The organism is Thermoplasmata archaeon (assembly GCA_038851035.1).
In the GTDB taxonomy this organism is placed as follows: Archaea; Thermoplasmatota; DTKX01; order VGTL01; family VGTL01; genus JAWCLH01.
The window spans coordinates 26,157-46,049 of the sequence record JAWCLH010000014.1 but is presented as its reverse complement, the minus strand read 5'-3'; the positions used below and the strand labels follow the sequence as shown (position 1 = coordinate 46,049).

The following is a 19,893-nucleotide window of genomic DNA, read 5'->3' as shown; positions in this document are numbered from 1 at the left end:
GCAGGCTCGCCCCTATCGGGGCTCGCCTCTCGTGCCCGACGCTCGTCATCTCACTCACCCCACGAGGTCGGGCACATGCGCCCTCTTCCCCCTCCCAACTTCCTAAAAGTGCACAAAAATAACTGCGCGCGCGGGCGGCTTCGCCGCCCGCAGGCTCGCCCCTATCGGGGCTCGCCTCTCGTGCCCGACGCTCGTCATCTCACTCACCCCACGAGGTCGGGCACATGCGCCCTCTTCCACGGCGCGACCTCGATGGCTCAGTGGATCAGATCCTCGAACTCCTTCACGAGCTCTGGGTACTTCTTCTGGATGAGGCGCAGGATTTCTATTGTGTTGACCCTCTCCAGCTCCGCTGAGGCCAGCACCTCGCAGGCCTTGTCGAATGTCTCGTCTGAAAGGGTGACGAGCTTCTCCTTCGCCATCCAGTTCCTGTACATCTGGTCCTCGAAGATTCTCCTCCAGCCCCTCTCGTACTTCTGGAGGAACTGACGGCTCGCGTCGCCCGTTCGCGCGGCCTCGGCCGCGACCTCGCCCGCAACCCTCCCCGCGCGGCAGGCGTTCGCCACGCCGCCGCCCGTCAGGGGGTCAATCTGCCGGGCCGCGTCGCCGACGAGCATAATTCCGTCCGCCACGACGCTCTCGAGCGGCTGGCAGCAGGAGACCGCGCCCGCGATCTCCCTGATGGGGCTCCCCTTCGCCAGCTCCGGGTGCTTCGCTATGAAGGCGTCGAGGTAGCGCTTCGCCGCCCCCCTCTCCCCCGGCCTTATCTTGCTCAGCTGGACCCCGATGCCCACGTTGGCGCTATCCGGGCCCTTCACGAAGACCCAGATGTATCCACCGGGCGCGCAGGAACCGATGTAGAAGTCGTTGAAGTCGGGGTTGATGTCGACGCCCTTCAGGGTATACTCAAAGCAAACATTTATGTCTGAGGGTTTCAGCGACGTGTCTATCCCAGCCCATCTGCCGAGCTGCGACTCGAAGCCGTCGGCTCCGATGACCACTTTGGCGTGGATGTCGATGAGTTCGCCCATATGCCTAGCCCTGACGCCCGCCACCCTCCCTCCCTCGCGAATCACGCCCACGGCGCTCGTCTTGACCATGACCTCCGCGCCCGCGTCCGCCGCCTCCTCCGCCAGCGTCCTGTCGAACTCGTCCCTCTTGATCACATAGCCGCACTCGTTGCCAGCCAGCTTCTCGGTCAGCGTCACGACGTGCCCGGCGGGTGATATGATTCTGGCCCCCTTGACCTCGTGCGATATCCATCTCTTATCGGGGCGAATGCCCAGCTCCTCGAGCCAGGCGCGCGCGATGCCCTCGCCGCAGCGCACCGGCGAGCCGATCTCCTGCCTCTTCTCTATTATCAGGGTCCTCGCTCCTGCGCGAGCGGCGTGCCTCGCGCTGACGCTGCCCGCGGGCCCTGCACCGACGACGAGCACTTCCACGCTCCGCTCCGCGCTCATCCGGAGCCCTCCATCGAAATCGCTCCGGCGGGGCAGGCCCTCGAGCAGATGCCGCAGCCCGTGCAGCCCTCGCCGAACTCCACCCAGACCTCCTCGAGGGTCGCGGCGTTCTCCGGGCAGGAGCCTACGCAGGCCCCGCAGTGCATGCAGCGCGTCCTGTCAATCACCGGCCTCTTCCCCATCCTCTCATCCCGCCTGCGGAGAACCCTGAGAACACTTAAATTTATTGTAGCGTTTACTACTACTTATGAAAGTCGAGGAGATGCGTCGGATTCTGAAGGAGAGGGGTGTGGCCGAGCTCGCCAGCTCCATTGACCTAGCAGAGGAGTTCAGGGAGGCCTCGGAGAGGCTCGGTCTGCTCGGCCTCTCGCCCTACGAGGCGATGAGCTACATCGCCCTCGTGGCGCGGGGCTACGGAGACGCTGAGAGCATAGCCTCGACGGCCCGGATTCCGCGGACCTCGGCCTACAAGGTGCTGCAGGCGCTGAGGCAGAAGGGCTTCGCCGTCGCGACCAGCGGGAGGCCCGTCATTTACAAGCCGGAGCCCCCCTCGAGAATCCGGGAGAGGGTCCAGTCGGGAATCTCGGAGACCTTCGACAAGCTCGAGCTCCTGCATGAAATCGTGGCGGACAGGGGAGAGCCGCAGCTGATCTACACGATCACTGGGAAGGAAAGGGTCCTCGCGAAAATCCGGGAGCTGCTGGACGTCGCCACAAGCTCGTTCGTCATCTGCACCCCCTGCTTCTCGGAAATCAGGGAGTATCTGGGAAAAAAGTTCACGAACGCTATTCAGAGGGGAGTCAGCGTCACGGTCATCACGACCCCCTTCCAGAGGGTCAGGGACAGTGTCAGGGTCATCCGGAACGACTCCCTTCTGGTCACGGACGTCATCAGCGACGGCCAGAGGGCGCTGCTCGCCTCGCTCGACCTGAGCGCCTGCGGCTTCACGGACAACGCCGAGCTCTCAAAGCACCTCGAGCGATTTCTGGAGTATCTGGTCGCCGAGTCGCAGAGGAGCGGCCGCCGGGCATCCAGAGCCACGCGCGCCGGGCCCGCACCCCGGAGCGCTGTGAAGGGGGAGGGGGACAGGCCCGGGGGCCCTCAGGGGCCGGAGTAGAGCCCCGGGCTCAGGCGCGGTATGAGGGCGGCAATCACGGCGCTCTCGGTCAGCCTCCTCCTGTCCAGAGCCCCTCTCGAGAGATAGCCCACCACGCCCCCCTTCCTGCCGATGCGCTTTATCCCGGTTATCCCGCCCATCGCCCCGCCCACGGTCTCGCCCGCGCGAACCCTCTCAATCACCGCCGGGGGGTATCTGAAGCCGGGGCCGTGGCCCAGCGTCACCCTTCCGCCCCTGTCCGCAATTGCGCAATATTGGACGTCGAGAAAATCGCGCAGGGCCCGCAACCAGAAAAGGCCCGCCTCGATGCCCACCCCGAGGTCCGCGCGGCTCCGGCGGAGCGCCTCCCTCGCGCGGTTCACCGCTCCCCGGATTACATCATTCCCGATGGGCTCGGCCGGGACGCCGGGGCTCACCCGGACCGACCTGACGCTCACCCTCCTGCCCCTGAAGACCCGCTTCAGCGCCGCCCTGACCGCGGCGAGCTTCACCGGGTTTGTGGAGCCGACGGCGACCCTGAGCCTCCTCAGCCGCCCCTCCCGGTCGAGCTCGCCCGAGCGAATTCTCGAGGAGGACACGGGGAGGCCGTCCTCGGCGGGGACCATCGGGACGGTTATTATGGCCAGAGGCCTGAGGCCCCTCGCGCGCCTGAGGCGGTTTATCCGGCGGGCCACGGGCTCCGTCTCCTCCGAAACAACAATGGCGTCGAAGTCCTCTGTGGCCGCGGCCCCCTCTCGGCTCTCCAGCCTCACGACCCTGAAATCGGCCCCTATCGACCTCAGGAAGCGAGACACGGCCGCGGCCCTGACCGCGTAACTCTGGACCGCCCCCCGCCCCTTGCGAGCCGCCATTCTGTCCGAGGCCACCCCGACCACTACCACGCCCCGCCTTTTCGGCCGCGGATAACTGGGTCCCCGGGGCCCGCGCGCTCCCCTTTTCGGCGGAAGGAGCGGCGCGGCGCACCGGACGCCGGCGGCGGCCTCCCAGGCCCTCGTCAGGAGAACTCTGTGGGCGATGTGGAGTCTGTCGAAAGTTCCGCCGACGCAGACCCTAGTCGGGCGTCTCCGCCGCGGGGCGCCCATCCTCTACCGACCCCCCATCGCCATCGAGAGCACAAGGACGACAATCATCACGGTCATTGAGATGTAGAGCACCATCTGGAGGTTCTTCTTCGTCCTCGACATCCTGGTCCACTCGGCCTCGCACTCCGCCGAGCAGTACTGCTCCCTGAGCCTTATCGCCCTTCCGCAGACGGTGCAGTGCCTGTGCTGGGGCAGCTTTCCCTCCGCCATGCCCGAGAATTGGGCGGCGCGGCTTAAAAGCCTTTCCCGGGGGCGGGCAGGATATACAATTTACTAGTTCTCCAAAGGTCAGGAAGGAAAGGATTTGATAATACCCCCAGGCGCAAACGGCGGTGCCGGCTGAGCCCCCCGTGCACGAGGTGCTCGGAGCGATTCTCAATTATTCTCTTGTTCTCCTGCGGACCGCCAAATATATTCCCACGGTGATAGTGGCGGCCATAATGACCAGTGGAAGAGTCCATGGAGGCCGATCCATCGAGACGCCGGGCCCCGGGTTGGTCACCAGAAGGTCGATGGAGGCCGCTTCAGAATAGAACTTGGAATCAAACGCCCTCGCTTCAACGCAATGCCTCCCGTTGCTCAGCTTCTTTGTGTCGAGCGAGCAGGACCAGTTGTGCAGACCCTCTGCCTCAAGCCAGGTGCGGCCGTCGACTCTTACCTGGACTGAGACCAGGGCCAGGGCTCCGTCAGCCGCAGTACCGCGTACCTGGATGCGGCCGCTCACCCTCGTCCCGTTGGCAGGGTGGGTGATTCTGCATGTGGGCTTCTGGGGGGGAGGAGGGGGAAGAACGGTTATAGAGAAACTCTGTTCGTCCTCACCACCCCTTCCATCCGAAACCCGGACCGTCGCGTTGTGGCTCCCGGCGTCAGATGGCTCCGGCTTCCAGCGCAGCCTGCCCGTGCCAGAATCGATTGAAAGGTTCGAAGGGCCTTGAATCAGGGAGAAAACGAGCGCATCACCATCCTCGTCCGTTGCCGTTACGTTGTAAATCAGTTCCTCGCCGGCCATCACGGAAAGTGCCGGGATGGGAGCGATTCTGGGCAGCCGGTTGGCCGGGGGCAGCCGGACCGTGAAGCTCCAGACCTCCAGGGGGAAGCCCGTGCAGCCGGCCTTCCCGTCCCATGCATCCACCGACCAGTAGTATGTGGTCAAGTCCTTTAGGCCCTCCAGAACAACAGAGGTCTCATTTGTCTTAATGACCCCGGTCGTGTTGTCGAATACTGGATTTTCTGATTGGTAAACCGAGTAATTCAATGCGTCGCCATCGAAATCCGTGCCGTTCCACATCAGCTCCGCCGTTGTGGAATTTATTATTGAGTTATTGGGCGGGAATACGAGAGTCACAAGCGGAGGATGGTTCGGAGGGGAGGGATGGCGTATCGCAAATTCCTCGGAGCTCGCGCTGACACTCAGAGGAATCGACGGGTTGTTGTCCCGGGCAACGATAAGAATTCTGTAGGTTCCATTTGGAATCTCGCTGGTGTTCCAGAGCCACTTTCTTGTTTCGTTCGGCAGGCCAGTCACCAGTGCCGCGATTTCGGGCCCCCTCTCCAGATAGATATCGAAAGAAAGGGAGTCGTTATCGGCATCGCTCGCCAGCCAGGCGATTTCCTTCTCGCCCGTCCAGACATCGCCCGTGGCCGGGAGAAGAACAGTAAGATTGTGGATGATGTTGTAGTTTATTGTCACGGACTTCAACACCGGAGTGAGGGTGTGGCTGGAGGTCTCGAGATACGCTCTGTACTGGAACCGGGAGGAGCCGTTGTGAGCGCTGCTTACGGCCTCTCCGCTCCGACGATAGAAAGTGCCCGCGGAGCCGTCGGGACCGACGAACGGGGCCCGCTCCAGCTCCTCCAGCGTCTTCGCGGACCGGAGCTGGAGCTTTATTGATGTGCCCTCCGGGACCGTGCCCTCCCAACTTATTCGACCGAAGTATGCCTCTCCACCCGCCCAGAATGATGGTGAGGTATACACGCCGGATGAAATATACCCCCGGAAATCAATGTAGACATCATAGCCCCAAAACGACACGATGGCGTCGTTCAGTGCATCATAGGCCGGATACCACCATCCCACAATTCCAATGAACTGCGAACTCCCCCAGATTTTCCTCAAACTATCGTTCCTAACGTCATAGGTCCACATCTCGGTTGGCTCATCTCCGTTAACCTCAAATATTAATTGATTCCGTTTTGAATCAATTATCGCTCTATATATTCCACGAATTTGAGAAAAAGGATTGGTCCTCTGAATCCATATATTATTATAATAATCGTAGAGCCATATGCCAAATGTGTAGTTTCCTATCATCACGCACAAATTACTCTGCGGGTCGAATGCGAAGGCGATGGTTTCATGATGTGGGTCCCAAAATGGTGAGGTGGCTGGAGTAACCTCCTTCCATGTACAGGTGCTGATGTTGAAAATCCATGTGTCCCGATATAAAGCATCCCACTGGCCTATCCCGCCATAGAGAACAATCTCGTGATGGCTGGAGTCATATACCATGAGATGGTGACATCGAGACTTGGGGGAAATAATCGGCGTTAAATTCTTCCAGGTCCTGGTCGAGAGATTGAAGGACCAGGTGTCGTTTAGAACTGATTCACTGATGTATATCTTCGGACTGATCTCCCGATGTTCACCGCCGAAGATAATGAACTCACCATTTCTGCAGTCGTAGACCATCCCATGGTCATGTCTTGTGGGCGGCGGGTCGGGTGCTGGAATATATGTCCATGTATTGGTGCTAGTTTCATAGGTCCAGACATCGTTTAAAGTTATTATGCCTCTCCATTCATCAAAACCGCCAAAAATAACAACCAATTGATTCCGTTCGTCATATCCAATGGTATGCCTATTTCGTGGGCGGGGGTATTGAACCATCTTCCTGCAGCTCCACGATCTGTTGACCGAGTCAAATATCCAGACATCGCCGAATCGTGCGGAGCTGTTCCAGCCCCCGAAAAGAACGGCCGCCTTGTTGACCGGGTCATAGGCGAATGCGTGGAGGCCGCGCGCATACGGCCTTATTTCACTGGTTATGTTGGTCCAGACATTACTCTTCACATCGTAGGTCCAGGTCTCGTCGTTTCCGAACAGGACCATCTTTTTCAAATATTCGTCATATACCATTTCGTAGGACAGATGGGGGTTGTACAGTTTGGGAGGGGATATAGATGGGGTCATATTGGTCCAGACGTTCTGGGTCAAATTATATGTCCATGTGTCATTGAAAGGTATCAGGGAATGGGAATAATCTTTCCAAATGCACCCACCGAATAGAATAACTACTCCGGTGTCACGGTCAAATGCCATGGCATGCTCAAACCGGGGTGGAGGGGCGGCATCAACGATCCGTTTGGTCCATTGATTCGATTTAGTATTATACGTCCATGTCTCGTCAGAGAATTCCCAGAAAAGAGGGTCCTTTGCGCCGCCAAACATAATCAGTTCTTCATGAATAGAATCATAGACCATTGATGGTCTAAAAGTAGGATTCGGGTGGAACTGGGGTTTTTTTTCGGTCCATATATTTGTTCTTAGATCATAGATAAACGTTGAGCAATCCCAGTATTCACTTGCGCCGAATAGAATGATTTTATCATTTTTTTCATCATACGCCATTGCATGTCCCCATCTTCCTACGGGATTGTTGCTACAATTCATTTTATTCCATTTATTTAAGGTAAGATTATATATCCATGTAATATTATTATAATCATCATTATCTCCCCCAAAAAGGACGAACTCTCCTAATGCTCTATTGTAAGCCATTCTGCAGAAACCATCCGCATATGGCTCTTCAAAAGGCATTTTGACCCAGTTCTCGTCCAGCTCGCTATATTGCGAAAGAAATAGGCCCTTACTATTGGCTGTAGTGTTGAGCATTTCTCCGTATTGAAAATCTTCTGCCCCATCCCTCCGGGTGCTAAGGCCATTAGCGTTGAGGCTAAAGAGCAAAGTCAGGAGGACGAAGCCCACGCGGACCATGGCGCTTGATTCCTTGATTACAGCCACAGCAATCACACAATTTTTTATATTAATAAATACTATCGTACATTATTGGAATAATAGGTTGATTTCCATATCAGACCGGTGTCAATGTTATTGTATAATAATAATGGTTACCATTAGAAACTTGCGATTGTAGAACCCCTGCTGTTATGCAGATGTAATAATCTTTACCACCCATCAATTGGTAAGTGGTAGACTCTCCCACGAGATTGATCTTTGCATTGGGAGAATTCCCGTTTCTGGGATAAGCGCTGTCGCTTATCCAGATCGCCGCATTGTTCTGGGCAGGGTCTCCCTGTGCCAGATTCCCGAAAGTGAAACTTAGTATTTTGCTATCACCAACAGTCTCAGCCGGAATTCTATAGTAATCATAGTCATTTCTCAAAAGGACACCATCGGTATTTAGTTGATAAATCTCGATGTCTGTGGAATCTTTCGTATATGTGCTCTTGATATCTGTTAAACTAACTCTTGGTACAGTGATATAGGTGATTGGATCATCTCCTGTATCAGGTTTTGGTTGCCATGGGTCCGCATTTTGATATGGAGCTGGCCAACCTTGTGGTATAATATAATCCGGTGTCCATGTAAGGGGTGCCGTATAGATTTCATTTCCGATTGCCCTTGTATTGTCGGCATCTACATCATTGAGTATTTTGTAGCTCCGATAGTAGTCAATCCGTGGGTCAATAGATTCCTCGATATGTTTTTCTCCTGTATAATGTCCTGTTGAATATTCGTCACAGCAATCAACTACATACCAAAAATCAAATTCAGGAAAATTATGTGGAGGTTCATCAACCCACATCTCTGTCCATATGTGATATGTAGGCCACATCTCCTCATTCTGGTTTGAACCCAGGGCAGAAACTGGTCTCGATGGAATTCCAATGGCTCTTAATAAGGATGTCAACACGCAGGCAAAATCATGGCATTGCCCTCGAGTTAGATAAATACCATTATTATCATTGAAATCCGTCATATCTTTTTCATTTCTGGCTACGCACCGCACTTTGTATATAGCTAGAGGTTGAATGTTAATTTGGCCACCAAATGGGCGTATTACATGTGGACCGAGATAATATGAAGCGTCTTTATGTGAATTATCGGCCCTAACATACCAATTAGCTGCTCCCCCACCATCTGTAGTCCACTGAATTCGCTGATTTACCACTCTTGCCAATCTCTGTGCAGCGGTAACGTGGTCAGTTGTTCCATGAGCGGCTGCAGCCGCCAGGAAAGCCGGCTGGTTGGGTTCCGATACTCCGGCCGTTGGGGGGAGTATAGGCTAAAGGATTTTAAAATGTATGTTCTCTGCTCTTTGTGCGTTGAATCGTGATTGGTATAAAAAGCCGCATTTTCGCATCTATCGTTGGCACTTGGAACGGGGCCAGCGTCTCCGTCTTCTCTGTACCCGTAGCACTCAAGCGGGTCCCCAAAAAGATAGGCCGGCAATTGGAAAACGATTATCAGGAGAATCCGGGAATGCTCCTGCCAAACCAGTTGGCCATCCTGAGAGTGCCAGTTACCGCTACTGATACGGATGATTCCTACAGGCGAATCTAGACCTATAGTTAATTCATACCCTGTATCGGTTCTCTGCAAAGTAGCTCCGTCCCATCCATTAGCACCCCATAGTAAAGACCATTGATAAAAATCAAATATTTCAATATCTCGAGATGGATTTGAATAAATTGAAACCGTCGCCCCCCTCCGCACCACCGCTGTCGTGTCAACAGCATATATAAGTTGTTCCCATTCAACAATTTGAGCGACCGATTTTGTCCATTCGTATCTCAATGTTCCCCACCCGTAGGGGCAAGTCACGGCAATATTCGGGCTATTGACATTTTCGGGATTCGTTTGAAGGTCCGCTTCTATATAATCGGAAAGTCCATCATTGTCGATATCGTGTGTTGTAGGGTCGTCCCAGCCGCTGCTCTCCAATTTGAAATAAATTTGTTTCTACACCATACTCCGGTAAATCATGGCCATTCTCCCAGGTAAGATAATACAGCTCTGAAATGTAATTTCGCTCGACTGGGGCTCTTCCCATTGAAAGAGAATTATATGGTTTTGCATATCCTTTAAGATAGTATCGATCCTCAAAATATTTACCCTCATCGTATTGAAAATCGAAGTCTCTAACAATCCTAATTTGATATTCGCCGAGTTTGGGGCAGGGGGCAAAATCCAGGTCCGCCCCTGCGGGATACGCCGTAGAAACACTCAGGATATAGTCCGACCCGGCGCCGATCGACATTATCCTCAGCACGCTCTGGTCGCCATCTGCATAATATCTAAACCCCAGATGATATATTTCATCAGAATTGGTCACATCGGGGTTGATTTCAAGGTAACCGTCACCTTCAGTATTTTCAAGCTCATAGCTCACACCGTAAAAGTCCCTCAATTCGACATTGGTAAAGGAATCATCGCTGTCATAAGCTTCAGACTCGCCAATAGCATTTTCCAGACTATACCAATCGAACCAGTAAGGACCGTCTTTTACGTGACTCTGTAAAATGATCGTCAGACGGTCGTTCCAGGCCCGATGCTGAATCTCCAAACACCATTCCATAGGAGATTCCCATGGAAAGCTACCTGAAAAGGGGTCGGGACCAGATGGGGGCTGAATGTCGAACTCTTTTATTGAGAGTATTATTATTTCTTCATCAGCAGTGATAAACGGAATATGAATCAGGCCCGGGAAGATTTAAATGGACAGGATGACCACGATACAGATTATTCTATGGCGTCCTCCCCCCAATTTTCATAACTAAAGACATGAGAACATCTCCCCTGCCTTTAATTCATTACTTCTGGTCATTAAATATTTTGCGAGGTGTACGCGTATAAAAAAGGTTTTTAAGGGAACCATTTTCACCCGCTCGCGGGGGACCGCCTTTCCCAGCCCCCGGGCGCGACTCAGCCGACCCCCGGCGGAAGGGCGGATGGCGCGGCGGGCCCTCACGGGCCCGCCCCTCGCGCCCGGCCCCTCAGACCCACCCGCGCAGCTTGCAGGCGTCCGCCACGCGCTTCACGGCGACCATGTAGGCCGCGAGGCGCATGTGGACCTTCTCCCTCTTCGACATCTCGTAGACGTCATTGAAGGCCTTCGTCATCTTGGCGTCGAGCTGCCTGTGGACCTCCTCGAGAGGCCAGTAGTAGTTGTAGGTGTTCTGGACCTGCTCGAAGTAGGAGACCGTGACCCCGCCCGCGTTCGCGAGGAAGTCCGGCAGCACGAGGACCCCGTTCTTGTAGAGGACCTCGTCGGCCTCTGGCGTGGTGGGTCCGTTGGCGAGCTCGCAGACGATTTTCGCCTTGATGTTCTTCGCGTTCTTTGATGTTATCACGTTCTCGAGCGCCGCCGGGAAGAGAATGTCGCACTTCAGCTCGAGCAGCTCCTCGTTGCTTATTGGCTTCGTCCCCGGGAAGCCACCGACCTTGCCGGTCTTGTTCTTGTGCTCGATGAGCGCCTTGTAGTCAATCCCCTTCTCGTTTATCACCCCCCCCTGGGAGTCGCTCGCGGCGATCAGCTTCAGGCCCAGAATCTCGGTACCGAGCTGGGCGGCGAACTGGCCGGCGTTTCCAAAGCCCTGAATCGCCATCGTCGCCCCCTGGGTCTTCATGCCGAGCTTTTTGGCCGCCTCGCGGGTAACATAGATGCCTCCGCGCGCAGTTGCGTCGCCCCTGCCCTGCGAGCCACCGAGCGGAATCGGCTTGCCGGTGATGACGCCGGGGTGGCTGTGCTGGACGATGGTCTCGTACTCGTCCATCATCCAGGCCATTATCTGCGGATCGGTGTAGACGTCGGGCGCGGGAACGTCCTTGTGTACCCCGACCTCGTGGGCCACTGCCCTCATGTACGCCCGCGCGAGCCTCTCCTTCTCGGCGGTGGAGAGCTTCTTCGGGTCCACTGTGACCCCACCCTTGCCCCCGCCGAGCGGGAGGTCCACGACGGCGGTCTTCCAGGTCATCCAGGCCGCCAGCGCTCTGACCGTGTCTATCGTCTCGTCCGGGTGCCAGCGAATTCCACCTTTGTTCGGGCCCCGCGCGTGGTTGTACTGCACGCGGTAGGCCCTGAGAATTCTCGTCGAGCCATCGTCCATTTTAAGAGGGATTGTGAAAACGAACTCCCTCATCGGCCACTTGAGCAGCTCGGTCGTCGCTTGGTCCAGCCCCAACTTCTCCGCAGCCATCTCCAGTTGCTTCTGCGCTATCTTGAACGGATTCAGCTCCTCGACCATTCATTACCCCCTTCTGCCAGTCCCCTGGCGAGTGCTGTGAACAGCGTTCGATTTGATAATCTTTTCCCAGAAGGTATGCGGTGTGATAGCATGTTCCATCAATAAGAGTGTGTCTCTGCCTGTGGGCGCGCGGAAAGCGCTGAGTTAATGGGGCTTTTCACGCGCTATTTCCGGCTTCAGACGCGGGCGGTGGGGTGGACGCGGCCGATGCAAGACTGGCTGAAGGGGACTATTTAAAGATTTACCTGCTCATGGGAAAATCTAAAATACAGTCGCCGTGTATCAAAAGGTCAAAGGGGATGTTCGCGATGAGCGTCGGCCGTCTTTATACTGCGTGGGTTGCTGTCGTGGCGATGGCTGTGACCGCCCTGACGCCTCTGCTCCCTGTCTTTGGAGAGGGTGGCCGGCCCGCGGGCCAGAATCTGATAGTTAGCTCGGAGTACCGCGTTTCGGGGACCGAGACCTGGGAGCTGATTGTAATTAGAGAAGGAGGAACTCTGATTATCCCGCAGGGCACAACCCTCAACGCCAAATCAATCCATTTGGAGGGGGGGAGCTTCATCGCCTCCGGGGGCACCGTCGCCGTCACGCAGACCACTCCGGGCCTGGACGCGGTGATCGCTGGTGATTGCATCGATTTCAACGTCTCGGGCGGCAGTAAAATCACCTTGATGGCTCCAGACGGCGCAGCCACGATGGACTTGAGCCAGGGGGGAGAGGCGATAGTCAGCGTTAACGCATCTGGGTTCGTCAGGGTGACCGGAGGGTCTGAAATCAAGTGCATCGGCGGGAACGGGAGAGGGACCACCACTCCCTGGACCTCGGGTCCACTATCGGGCTACATATCCGCGGGCGGCCGGGGCCTGATAAGACTTGGCGGGCCGCAAACGCCCTATGTAGAGCTCTCCGGCGGCTCAAAGTTCACCACAATTGGCAGGGACGGGGGCCGGGCCGCGGACGGAAAGGCCGGTAGCGGGGGAACCGGCGGGCAGGGCGGTGGCTATAGCAATGGAGGAAGGGTGTCGGGCTTCGTAGGCTCTGGGGGGGATGGCGTAGTACATGTCAGCGGCCGCACGGTACTCATTGAAAACGTTATGCTAGATTGCAGTGCTGGAAAGGGTGGGGACGCGGGAAACGGCGGCGCGGGATCGACCTCCAGCGGCAGCCAATATTATTATAGTGGCGGTGGTGGAGGTGGCGGGTATGCCGGCGGCGACGGGGGCGAAAACTACCAGAGCTCTGGCAAGAGCGCGTCGGTCTCTGATAATGTGGGCGCTGGGGGCTATGCGATGTTTGTGGTAGAGGCGGAGAACGCGACCATCCGAAGCGCCACAGCTATCCTCAAAGGCGGCAACGGAGGTACGCCAGGTGCTGGAGGCAGAGGGGGCAGCGTCTCGAATTACCCCTACTACTCAGCCGGTGGCGGTGGGGGTGGCTTCGCAGGCGGTGGAGGAGGGAGCTCCTACGCGACAGGGGGAAGCGGCGCCGCGGGGGGAAACGTAGGTGCGGGGGGCGAGGCCAACATGAGCGTGTCATGCAACAACCTCACCTTGGACGGCCTCTCGCTCTTTTGCACGGGAGGTAACTCGGCCAGCGGGGGAACGGGCGGCGACGGGAACTACGGAGGAGGCGGGGGAGGGGGGTACGGTGGCGGCGGTGGCGGCGGGGGCTACAACGGCGGAGGAGCCGGGACCGCCTCGGGGAACGTGGGCGCGGGAGGCAACGCCACACTGGTCATTACTGCCCAGAATATATGGGCCGTCAACAGCTCGCTCAACCTCCGCGGGGGCAACGCTGGCAACGGAGGCACAGGCGGAAAGGGAGGGTCTTACGGCGGAGGTGGAGGAGGGGGCTACGGCGGCGGGGGTGGGGCAGGTTATTACAGCTATCAGGGTTCCGCGGGCAGCGGGAGTGCTTCGAGCAACGTCGGGAGGGGGGGCATGGCACTCGTCCGCATGACTGCACTCAACTATCTCTGGTTCAACTCGTCCTACATCAACGCCACGGGAGGCTCGGGCGGCAACGGCGGGACCGGCGGCTCCGGAGGGAGCAACGCTGGCGGTGGCGGAGGGGGCTACACTGGCTCCGGGGGCGGCTCCTATTCCGGTAGCGCGGGCGAGGGGCAGGCGACGGGCAACACCGGCGACGGCGGAGACGCAGAGGTGGCGTTCTACTGCCTTCAGGGCTCCATTCCGGCGGACTTCGTCCATATCACCGCGGTCGGGGGAACAAAGGGCGATGGGAAGACTTCGGCAGGGGGCGGGAGCTATGGGGGAAAGGGCGCGGGCCGGGCCACTTCGAACGGCGGAACACCGAGAAACGTCCCTCTGCTCACGCCGATTATTACTGGGCCTCCGGACGGCGCGCTCTTCAACAACGTCATGCCCCGGCTGACTTGGATGAAGATGCTCGAGTGTTGGATATACCCGACCACACACGACCCCATCGTCAACTATCACGTGCAGATAGACGACAACTCCACTTTCTCCAGCCCCGACGAGGACGAGAAGCTCGTCGACCCGGAGGGAGCCTCCTACACCCCCTCAAAAATCAGGGGAGGGAAATATTACTGGCGCGTCCGGGCCGTCTACGAAACGGGCCGCTTCAGCCCCTGGTCGGCGCTGGGGTATTTCTTCCTGAACGGCCCGCCAACCCAGATCAGGGCCTTCCCCGCAATTTCCTTCCCCGAGGATGGTTCCCTCGAGAACGCCCTGAACCTAAACGAATACTTCACAGACGACATCTACCCCGGCGAGCTGAGCTACAGCGTGGTATATGAACAGGAGGCGTCCAAGGTGCACGCGGCGGTGAACGGCACCTGGCTGAGTGTCTACTCGGGCACACGGGACTGGTACGGCACTAGAAGAATCGGAGTGAGGGCTACCGACAGGGGCGGCGTCTTCACGGACTCGGAGCTTATCAATGTAACCATCGCACCGGTCAATGATCCCCCCTACTTCGCTGAGCTACCGGTCGTCAATGTAACGGAGGACACCTTCTACACATTCGACCTCGGTCCATTCGTGGGCGATGTTGACAACAACCCCGGCCAGCTCCGGCTAACAATGACCTCGCTCTATGCTCAGGTTGAGGGCCTGAATATTACCTTCCACTACCCGATAGACATTGGCGGGGAGAGCATCAACCTAACGCTCTCAGACGGCAGCGCAACTGCTAACGGCGTGCTGCAAGTTAAAATTCGGGGCGTGAACGACCGCCCGGTGACGCTGCCGATTCCACCCCTGACTACAAACGAGGACACGAACCTCACACTAGACCTTGCACCCTTCGCATTCGACGAGGAGGACGCCCCGAGCGCGCTTAGGTGGAGGGCAGAGAACATCCCGGCCGAGCTGCTCACCGTTGAAATCGATGAAAACAACACCCTCAGAATTTATCCCTTGCCGAATTTGAGTGGCGAGGGCACGATGCTTCTCATCGTGAGGGACACCGGTGGACTGGAGGCTATGGTAAACCTGACGCTCAAAGTACTCTCCGTCAACGACCCGCCCGTGATTGCCCCGATTCCTCCTCAGACGGTCCCGGTGGGAGTACCACTTACCCTAGACCTCAGGCCCTTCGTGTCCGATGTGGACAATGAGCCCAGCCAGCTCAGGGTCATGGTCAGTACGATTTACGCCTCAGTGCAAGGCTTCACCGTGACATTCAACTACCCCCACGACGAGAACCTCGAGAATGAGCTAGTCAGAATAACGGTAAGCGACGGAAAGGCTGCAGGGCATGTTGATATCCAGATTCTCCTTTCCTTCCCCCCGAGCTTCATTGAGGCCATCGGGGAACTCAGGGTCGAGGTGGGGAGGGAGGTCCAGATCGATCTGACGATGTATGCGAGTGACAGGGAGGACGGCCAGTTCGGCCTCAGGTTCAACGTGACCGGAGTCGACCGGGGCCTTCTCGAAGTTAGTATTGATGCCAGCGGGCTCATGAGAGTAAAATCGCTTGGAAAGACGGGAAGGGACGATATCACCGTCTCAGTAACGGACAGCGATGGCAACACTGTGGTCACCAATGTGAGTGTTGTAATTGTGCCTAGACCGGTCTCGAAGGGCGGGATTGCCGGAGACTCCGGTTTCATGCTCTGGGCGGGGCCCGCGGCCCTCGTCGCCGCGATTCTGGGAGGGGCGATAGGATTCTACCTATTCGCGCTCAGGCGGAAGCAGAGAATCGAGGCCATGCAGGCGGCCAGGGAGCGCGAGGGACCTGCCCTAGGGAGTTCAGCACAATTACTGGGAGAGGATGCCACAAAGGGAGCTGGGCCTGCCCGCGCGGTCCTGACGACTAGGCTCTGCTACGCCTGCGGCTCGAGGCTCCTACTCATCGGGGAGGGAGTTTACCAGTGCCGCAAGTGCGGAAGGACGCAGAGGTAGGCGTTATATTGATATCAGCCGACGGCCTTTGAGCACCCATGGAGGCCCCCGCCAGCCCTCCCAAAACAGAGCTGACAGCATTCGACGTTCTGGCCCTCGTCGATGAGCTCCGGGGAGTCGTGGGGGGCTTCGTTGAGAAGGTCTTCCAGCCCTCGGATCGAGAGCTATTCCTCCGGTTGAGGACACCGGGTAGGGGGAGAGTGGAGCTCGTGGTCGAGGAGGGGCGGTGGCTCTACACGCGCGATAGGTCCCAGGAGGAGCTCCCGCCACCACCGGCCTTCGCGATGCTCCTTAGGAAGCACCTAGAGAATCAACGGCTGAGGTCCGTTGAGCAGAGGGGATTCGAGCGCCTAGTTGTGCTGGGTTTCGAGGACTCTGAGCTTGTGCTCGAGCTCTTCGGCGAGGGGAATATCGTGCTCGTCAGGAACGGGACGATTGTCCAGCCGCTCCGCGAGGAGGACTGGGAACACCGGAGGGTGAGGAGAGGCCAGCCCTACCTTTTTCCACCGGCAAGGACCGACCCTCGCACGCTGGGGGAGAAGGAGCTCCTTGCCCTCCTCAGGGCCTCTAAAGGCGACCTCGTCCGGACGCTCGCGGTGTCGGTGAACTTGGGTGGAAGGTACGCGGAGGAGGTCTGCGCACGCACCGGTCTGGAGAGGAGTCTGAAAGCGGCGAGGCTCCCAGCCACCGATGCTGGAGGCCTTATCGAGGCAATCACTAGCCTCTTCGACGAGGTCTCCTCGCGAAGGAGCCCGGTTGTACTCCTTGAGGGCGAAATTCCTGTTGACTTTACCCCGATTCCGCTCCGGATCGACCTCGGCCGTCCCTCCCGCTGCCTTGCCACGGTCAATGATGCGATATCGTTCTATGTGGGATACTGGAGGAAAAAAAAGAGATTTGAGGAAAGGAGGCGGGGCATTGGCGAGGAGCTTGAGCGCCTACGCAGGCAGATCGAGAGCCAGAGAAGGGCGATAGAGGCGTGCGAGCAGCAGGCTAGGGCCGGTAGGCAGGTGGCGGGGGAGTTATCGAGCAGGGCAGAGGAGCTTGAGCGCCTCTTGGAAGAGCTCAGGAGGCTCCACGCAAGTGGCGGCTGGGAATCGGTCCAAGAGGCTCTTTCCGCTGGTCGTCTGGAATGCGTAAGAGAGGCCAGGCCCCCCGCTGGGACCGTTGTGCTGGAGCTTGAGGCGGGTCAGGCGGAGCTCGATATCCGGAGGAGCGCTAGGGAGAACATCTCGGCCCACTTCGAGAAAGCAAAGCAGGCTTCGGAGAAGGCCCAGCGGGCCAGCAAGGCTCTGGAGGAGGCGATGGAGAAGCTCCGCTCACTCGAGGCGAGAGGGGAGGCTGCCGCGGGAGCCCCCGGCCCCGTAGCTGGGGCTGGAGGACCGGAGAAGAAGAGGCGGACGAAGCCGTTCTGGTTTGAGAGGTACAGATGGTTTATATCGAGCGAGGGCTTCCTTGTCCTCGCTGGAAGGGACGCTTCCAGCAACGAGAGGCTCGTGAAGAGGCACATGAAGGAGGGGGACTTCTACGCTCACGCGGACCTCCATGGGGCCCCGAGCGTTGTTGTGAAGGCGTCCGAGAGGAGATGGGGAGCTGAAGGAGAGAGTCGCGGCGCGCGGAGGGAGGGTGAGGAGAGGGGAGGCGGAGGAAGCGCGGGGTTACCGGAGCAGACCCTTCGAGAGGCCTGCCTCTTCGCGCTCGCGTGCTCGAAGGCCTGGGCCGCGGGGCTTGCCTCCGGTAGCGCGTACTGGGTGAGGCCGGAGCAGGTGAGCAAAACGCCCGAGAGCGGGGAGTACCTACCCAAGGGGGCATTCGTGGTCCGCGGTCGGAAGAACTTCTTACATAATCTCGAGCTCAGACTCGCGATTGGCTGGGTGGAGCACGAGGGAGAGAGGCTTCTGATGTGCGGGCCCGAAAGCGCGTTGCGAAAACACTCACGGAAAATCGCCGGCATCCAGCCGGGCCAGGATGAGGCCATAACTGTGGCGCGCAGGCTGGCGCGCGAGCTCGAGTGCACCCCCGAGGAAGTGCTTCGGCTCCTGCCGCCGGGAAGGTCTCAGGTGGTTCTGCTCCCCATCCCCTGAGCGGGTAATCAGAGACGAATTCGGTGCGGGCATCTGGGTTTGGGGAGTTGTTCCAACTGAGCAGAGGGTGGGCCGCCCAACCGGCGCACGCTCCGCGCCTCGCATTCTACTCGCATTCTAGTTTGGGGAGCCGGCAAGCCTCTTCACCAGATTCCCCCGCAGGCCCCCTGAATCCCTCACCGCCTCTCTCCTCGCAATCCTGCGCGCGAGCTCCCTGAAGGGGGCCTTGAGGACTGACTTCGAGGATGAGACGGCGTCGACTAGAAAAATGGGAATGTCGGGGTCCGCGAGGGCCCGGGTGAGCTGCTGGCGGAGCTCTGCAAGCTCTCCCCCCGGGACCACTCCAGTCTTGTTGACCACAACCACGATAGGGACAGATTTCCCGCCCACTCCCCTGACGGCGCTTATCCAAAGGGGTAGACTGACGAGGGTGGAGGGTCTGGACGCGTCAGCGACTACGATAAAGCCCTCGGCGCCGGTGTAGTACCGGGACCAGAGCCGCCTGAAGTCCCTCCTCCCCGTCACGTCCCAGACGAGAATTGTGAGCCTGAGCCTCTGGGCACCCACCTGGAACTCCGCGCCGTACTTCGTGACTGCGGCCCCTATTCTCTCAACCAGCCTGTCAAGGCCCCTCTCGAAAGGCGCCACGATGCCCGCGATCGTGTTCTTTCCAACACCGGAGTCACCCACAATGCAGACTTTTTTAATCATCTCGCGCCTTTCCCCGGGCTCCGCCCTCCTCGCGACCGGCGCAACACCCCTCATCCCCCGCCCCTCCGCCTCGCTGTGGCGCATCGGGTCCTCCGGCCCCCCACCCACTTCAGGGGATTTCTAGTACCCCTTCTCCTCCGGGGGTTCCTGGCCGCCGCCCCCGTCCTCCCGCGGCGTAGCGCCACGGAGTATAGGACCCTTATGAGATCCTTGCGGGAAATCACGCCGATGAGAACGCCCCTTGAGTCGACGACGGGCAGTCGACGAATTCGCCGGTGAATCATGAGGGCCATTTTCTCTTCTACCCGGTCCCCCGGGTGGACGGTTATGGCGCCTGGGGTCATCAGCTGGGAGACCTTGAGCCCCTCGATGTTCTTCAGCGCCTCCGCGAGAGAGACGAGGCACAGGTGGTCCGGCGCCTCCAACACGGAGTCATCCGGGGCCGTCTGGCTATGGTCGCCCGCCGCCGCCTTCGGAGAGACCACTATCGAGCCCAGTTCAAGCCTCCGCAGTATGTCCATTTCAGTGAGAATTCCGATGACTCTGTTGCCCTCATCAACCACCGGTGCGCCGGTGATGCCGTTGAGGGCGAAGGCTCGCAGCGCCTCCCTTACGGTGTGGTCCGGTCTGAGCCTGACCACCCTGCGGGTCATCACGTCCCCGATGCGCATCATTTTTCACCATTGCGTATTTAAATATTAAAAATTGCGCGCCCTCAGGAACTCACGGACCGTAATTCGCAGCCGGTAAAAAAGGGCCACCAATCTGCTTAATATACCTCCA

13 protein-coding genes are annotated in these 19,893 nt (G+C 58.2%); 3 read left to right on the top strand and 10 right to left on the bottom strand.

All coding sequences use genetic code 11. The annotated features are described in order from the left end of the window. Positions 1-257: 257 nt before the first annotated feature. Together QW379_05880 and QW379_05875 are read right to left on the bottom strand one after the other, a co-directional pair. Positions 258-1,460 (bottom strand): NAD(P)/FAD-dependent oxidoreductase, encoded by a 1,203-nt coding sequence (locus QW379_05880; GenBank protein ID MEM2869932.1) that lies wholly within the window; start codon positions 1,458-1,460, stop codon positions 258-260. Then, positions 1,457-1,687: a 4Fe-4S binding protein gene (locus tag QW379_05875; protein MEM2869931.1), complete on the bottom strand. Its 231-nt coding sequence runs from the start codon at positions 1,685-1,687 to the stop codon at positions 1,457-1,459. The genes QW379_05880 and QW379_05875 overlap by 4 nt, the downstream gene beginning before the upstream one ends. Positions 1,688-1,707: 20 nt before the next feature. Between QW379_05875 and QW379_05870 the strand changes: the two genes are divergently transcribed. Further along, positions 1,708-2,577 (top strand): helix-turn-helix domain-containing protein, encoded by an 870-nt coding sequence (locus QW379_05870; protein MEM2869930.1) that lies wholly within the window; start codon positions 1,708-1,710, stop codon positions 2,575-2,577. Here QW379_05870 and yjjX read toward each other — a convergent pair. The 6 genes from yjjX to QW379_05840 all read right to left on the bottom strand — a co-directional run bounded on the left by yjjX (position 2,562) and on the right by QW379_05840 (position 11,927). Beyond that, positions 2,562-3,659 carry an inosine/xanthosine triphosphatase gene (gene yjjX / locus QW379_05865; protein ID MEM2869929.1) on the bottom strand — a complete coding sequence of 366 codons (1,098 nt, stop codon included), beginning with the start codon at positions 3,657-3,659 and terminating at the stop codon, positions 2,562-2,564. The two genes, QW379_05870 and yjjX, sit on opposite strands and share 16 nt — an antisense overlap. Positions 3,660-3,662: 3 nt before the next feature. Beyond that, positions 3,663-3,869: a DUF2116 family Zn-ribbon domain-containing protein gene (locus QW379_05860; protein ID MEM2869928.1), complete on the bottom strand. Its 207-nt coding sequence runs from the start codon at positions 3,867-3,869 to the stop codon at positions 3,663-3,665. Between the two features lie 169 nt (positions 3,870-4,038). Beyond that, positions 4,039-6,849 carry a kelch repeat-containing protein gene (locus QW379_05855; protein MEM2869927.1) on the bottom strand — a complete coding sequence of 937 codons (2,811 nt, stop codon included), beginning with the start codon at positions 6,847-6,849 and terminating at the stop codon, positions 4,039-4,041. A gap of 901 nt (positions 6,850-7,750) precedes the next feature. Continuing rightward, on the bottom strand, positions 7,751-8,659 hold the full coding sequence (locus QW379_05850; protein MEM2869926.1) for a transglutaminase-like domain-containing protein: 909 nt from the start codon (positions 8,657-8,659) through the stop codon (positions 7,751-7,753). A 915-nt stretch (positions 8,660-9,574) separates the two neighbouring features. Continuing rightward, positions 9,575-10,072, bottom strand: coding sequence for a hypothetical protein (locus tag QW379_05845; protein ID MEM2869925.1), 498 nt, complete (start codon positions 10,070-10,072; stop codon positions 9,575-9,577). Between the two features lie 604 nt (positions 10,073-10,676). Continuing rightward, positions 10,677-11,927, bottom strand: a complete 1,251-nt coding sequence (locus QW379_05840) for a Glu/Leu/Phe/Val dehydrogenase (GenBank protein MEM2869924.1) — start codon at positions 11,925-11,927, stop codon at positions 10,677-10,679. Positions 11,928-12,235: 308 nt separating this feature from the next. Here QW379_05840 and QW379_05835 point away from each other — a divergent pair, with 308 nt between their 5' ends. Together QW379_05835 and rqcH are read left to right on the top strand one after the other, a co-directional pair. Next, the gene (locus QW379_05835; GenBank protein MEM2869923.1) at positions 12,236-16,315 is read left to right on the top strand and encodes a hypothetical protein; all 4,080 of its coding nucleotides are present in this window, start codon (positions 12,236-12,238) and stop codon (positions 16,313-16,315) included. A 38-nt stretch (positions 16,316-16,353) separates the two neighbouring features. Next, positions 16,354-18,399: a ribosome rescue protein RqcH gene (rqcH, locus tag QW379_05830; protein ID MEM2869922.1), complete on the top strand. Its 2,046-nt coding sequence runs from the start codon at positions 16,354-16,356 to the stop codon at positions 18,397-18,399. A 117-nt stretch (positions 18,400-18,516) separates the two neighbouring features. Here rqcH and QW379_05825 read toward each other — a convergent pair whose 3' ends face one another. Beyond that, positions 18,517-19,164: an ADP-ribosylation factor-like protein gene (locus QW379_05825; GenBank protein MEM2869921.1), complete on the bottom strand. Its 648-nt coding sequence runs from the start codon at positions 19,162-19,164 to the stop codon at positions 18,517-18,519. Beyond that, positions 19,161-19,784: a CBS domain-containing protein gene (locus QW379_05820; GenBank protein MEM2869920.1), complete on the bottom strand. Its 624-nt coding sequence runs from the start codon at positions 19,782-19,784 to the stop codon at positions 19,161-19,163. The genes QW379_05825 and QW379_05820 overlap by 4 nt, the downstream gene beginning before the upstream one ends. Positions 19,785-19,893: the final 109 nt, after the last annotated feature.

Bases quoted from the DNA above. Each gene is read 5' to 3' on its own strand.
- QW379_05880 (MEM2869932.1), bottom strand. From the start codon at position 1,460: ATGAGCGCGGAGCGGAGCGTGGAAGTGCTCGTCGTCGGTGCAGGGCCC.
- QW379_05870 (MEM2869930.1), top strand. From the start codon at position 1,708: ATGAAAGTCGAGGAGATGCGTCGGATTCTGAAGGAGAGGGGTGTGGCC.
- yjjX (MEM2869929.1), bottom strand. From the start codon at position 3,659: ATGGGCGCCCCGCGGCGGAGACGCCCGACTAGGGTCTGCGTCGGCGGA.
- QW379_05860 (MEM2869928.1), bottom strand. From the start codon at position 3,869: ATGGCGGAGGGAAAGCTGCCCCAGCACAGGCACTGCACCGTCTGCGGA.
- QW379_05855 (MEM2869927.1), bottom strand. From the start codon at position 6,849: ATGACCCCATCTATATCCCCTCCCAAACTGTACAACCCCCATCTGTCC.
- QW379_05850 (MEM2869926.1), bottom strand. From the start codon at position 8,659: ATGACGGATTTCAATGATAATAATGGTATTTATCTAACTCGAGGGCAA.
- QW379_05840 (MEM2869924.1), bottom strand. From the start codon at position 11,927: ATGGTCGAGGAGCTGAATCCGTTCAAGATAGCGCAGAAGCAACTGGAG.
- QW379_05835 (MEM2869923.1), top strand. From the start codon at position 12,236: ATGAGCGTCGGCCGTCTTTATACTGCGTGGGTTGCTGTCGTGGCGATG.
- rqcH (MEM2869922.1), top strand. From the start codon at position 16,354: ATGGAGGCCCCCGCCAGCCCTCCCAAAACAGAGCTGACAGCATTCGAC.
- QW379_05825 (MEM2869921.1), bottom strand. From the start codon at position 19,164: ATGAGGGGTGTTGCGCCGGTCGCGAGGAGGGCGGAGCCCGGGGAAAGG.
- QW379_05820 (MEM2869920.1), bottom strand. From the start codon at position 19,784: ATGATGCGCATCGGGGACGTGATGACCCGCAGGGTGGTCAGGCTCAGA.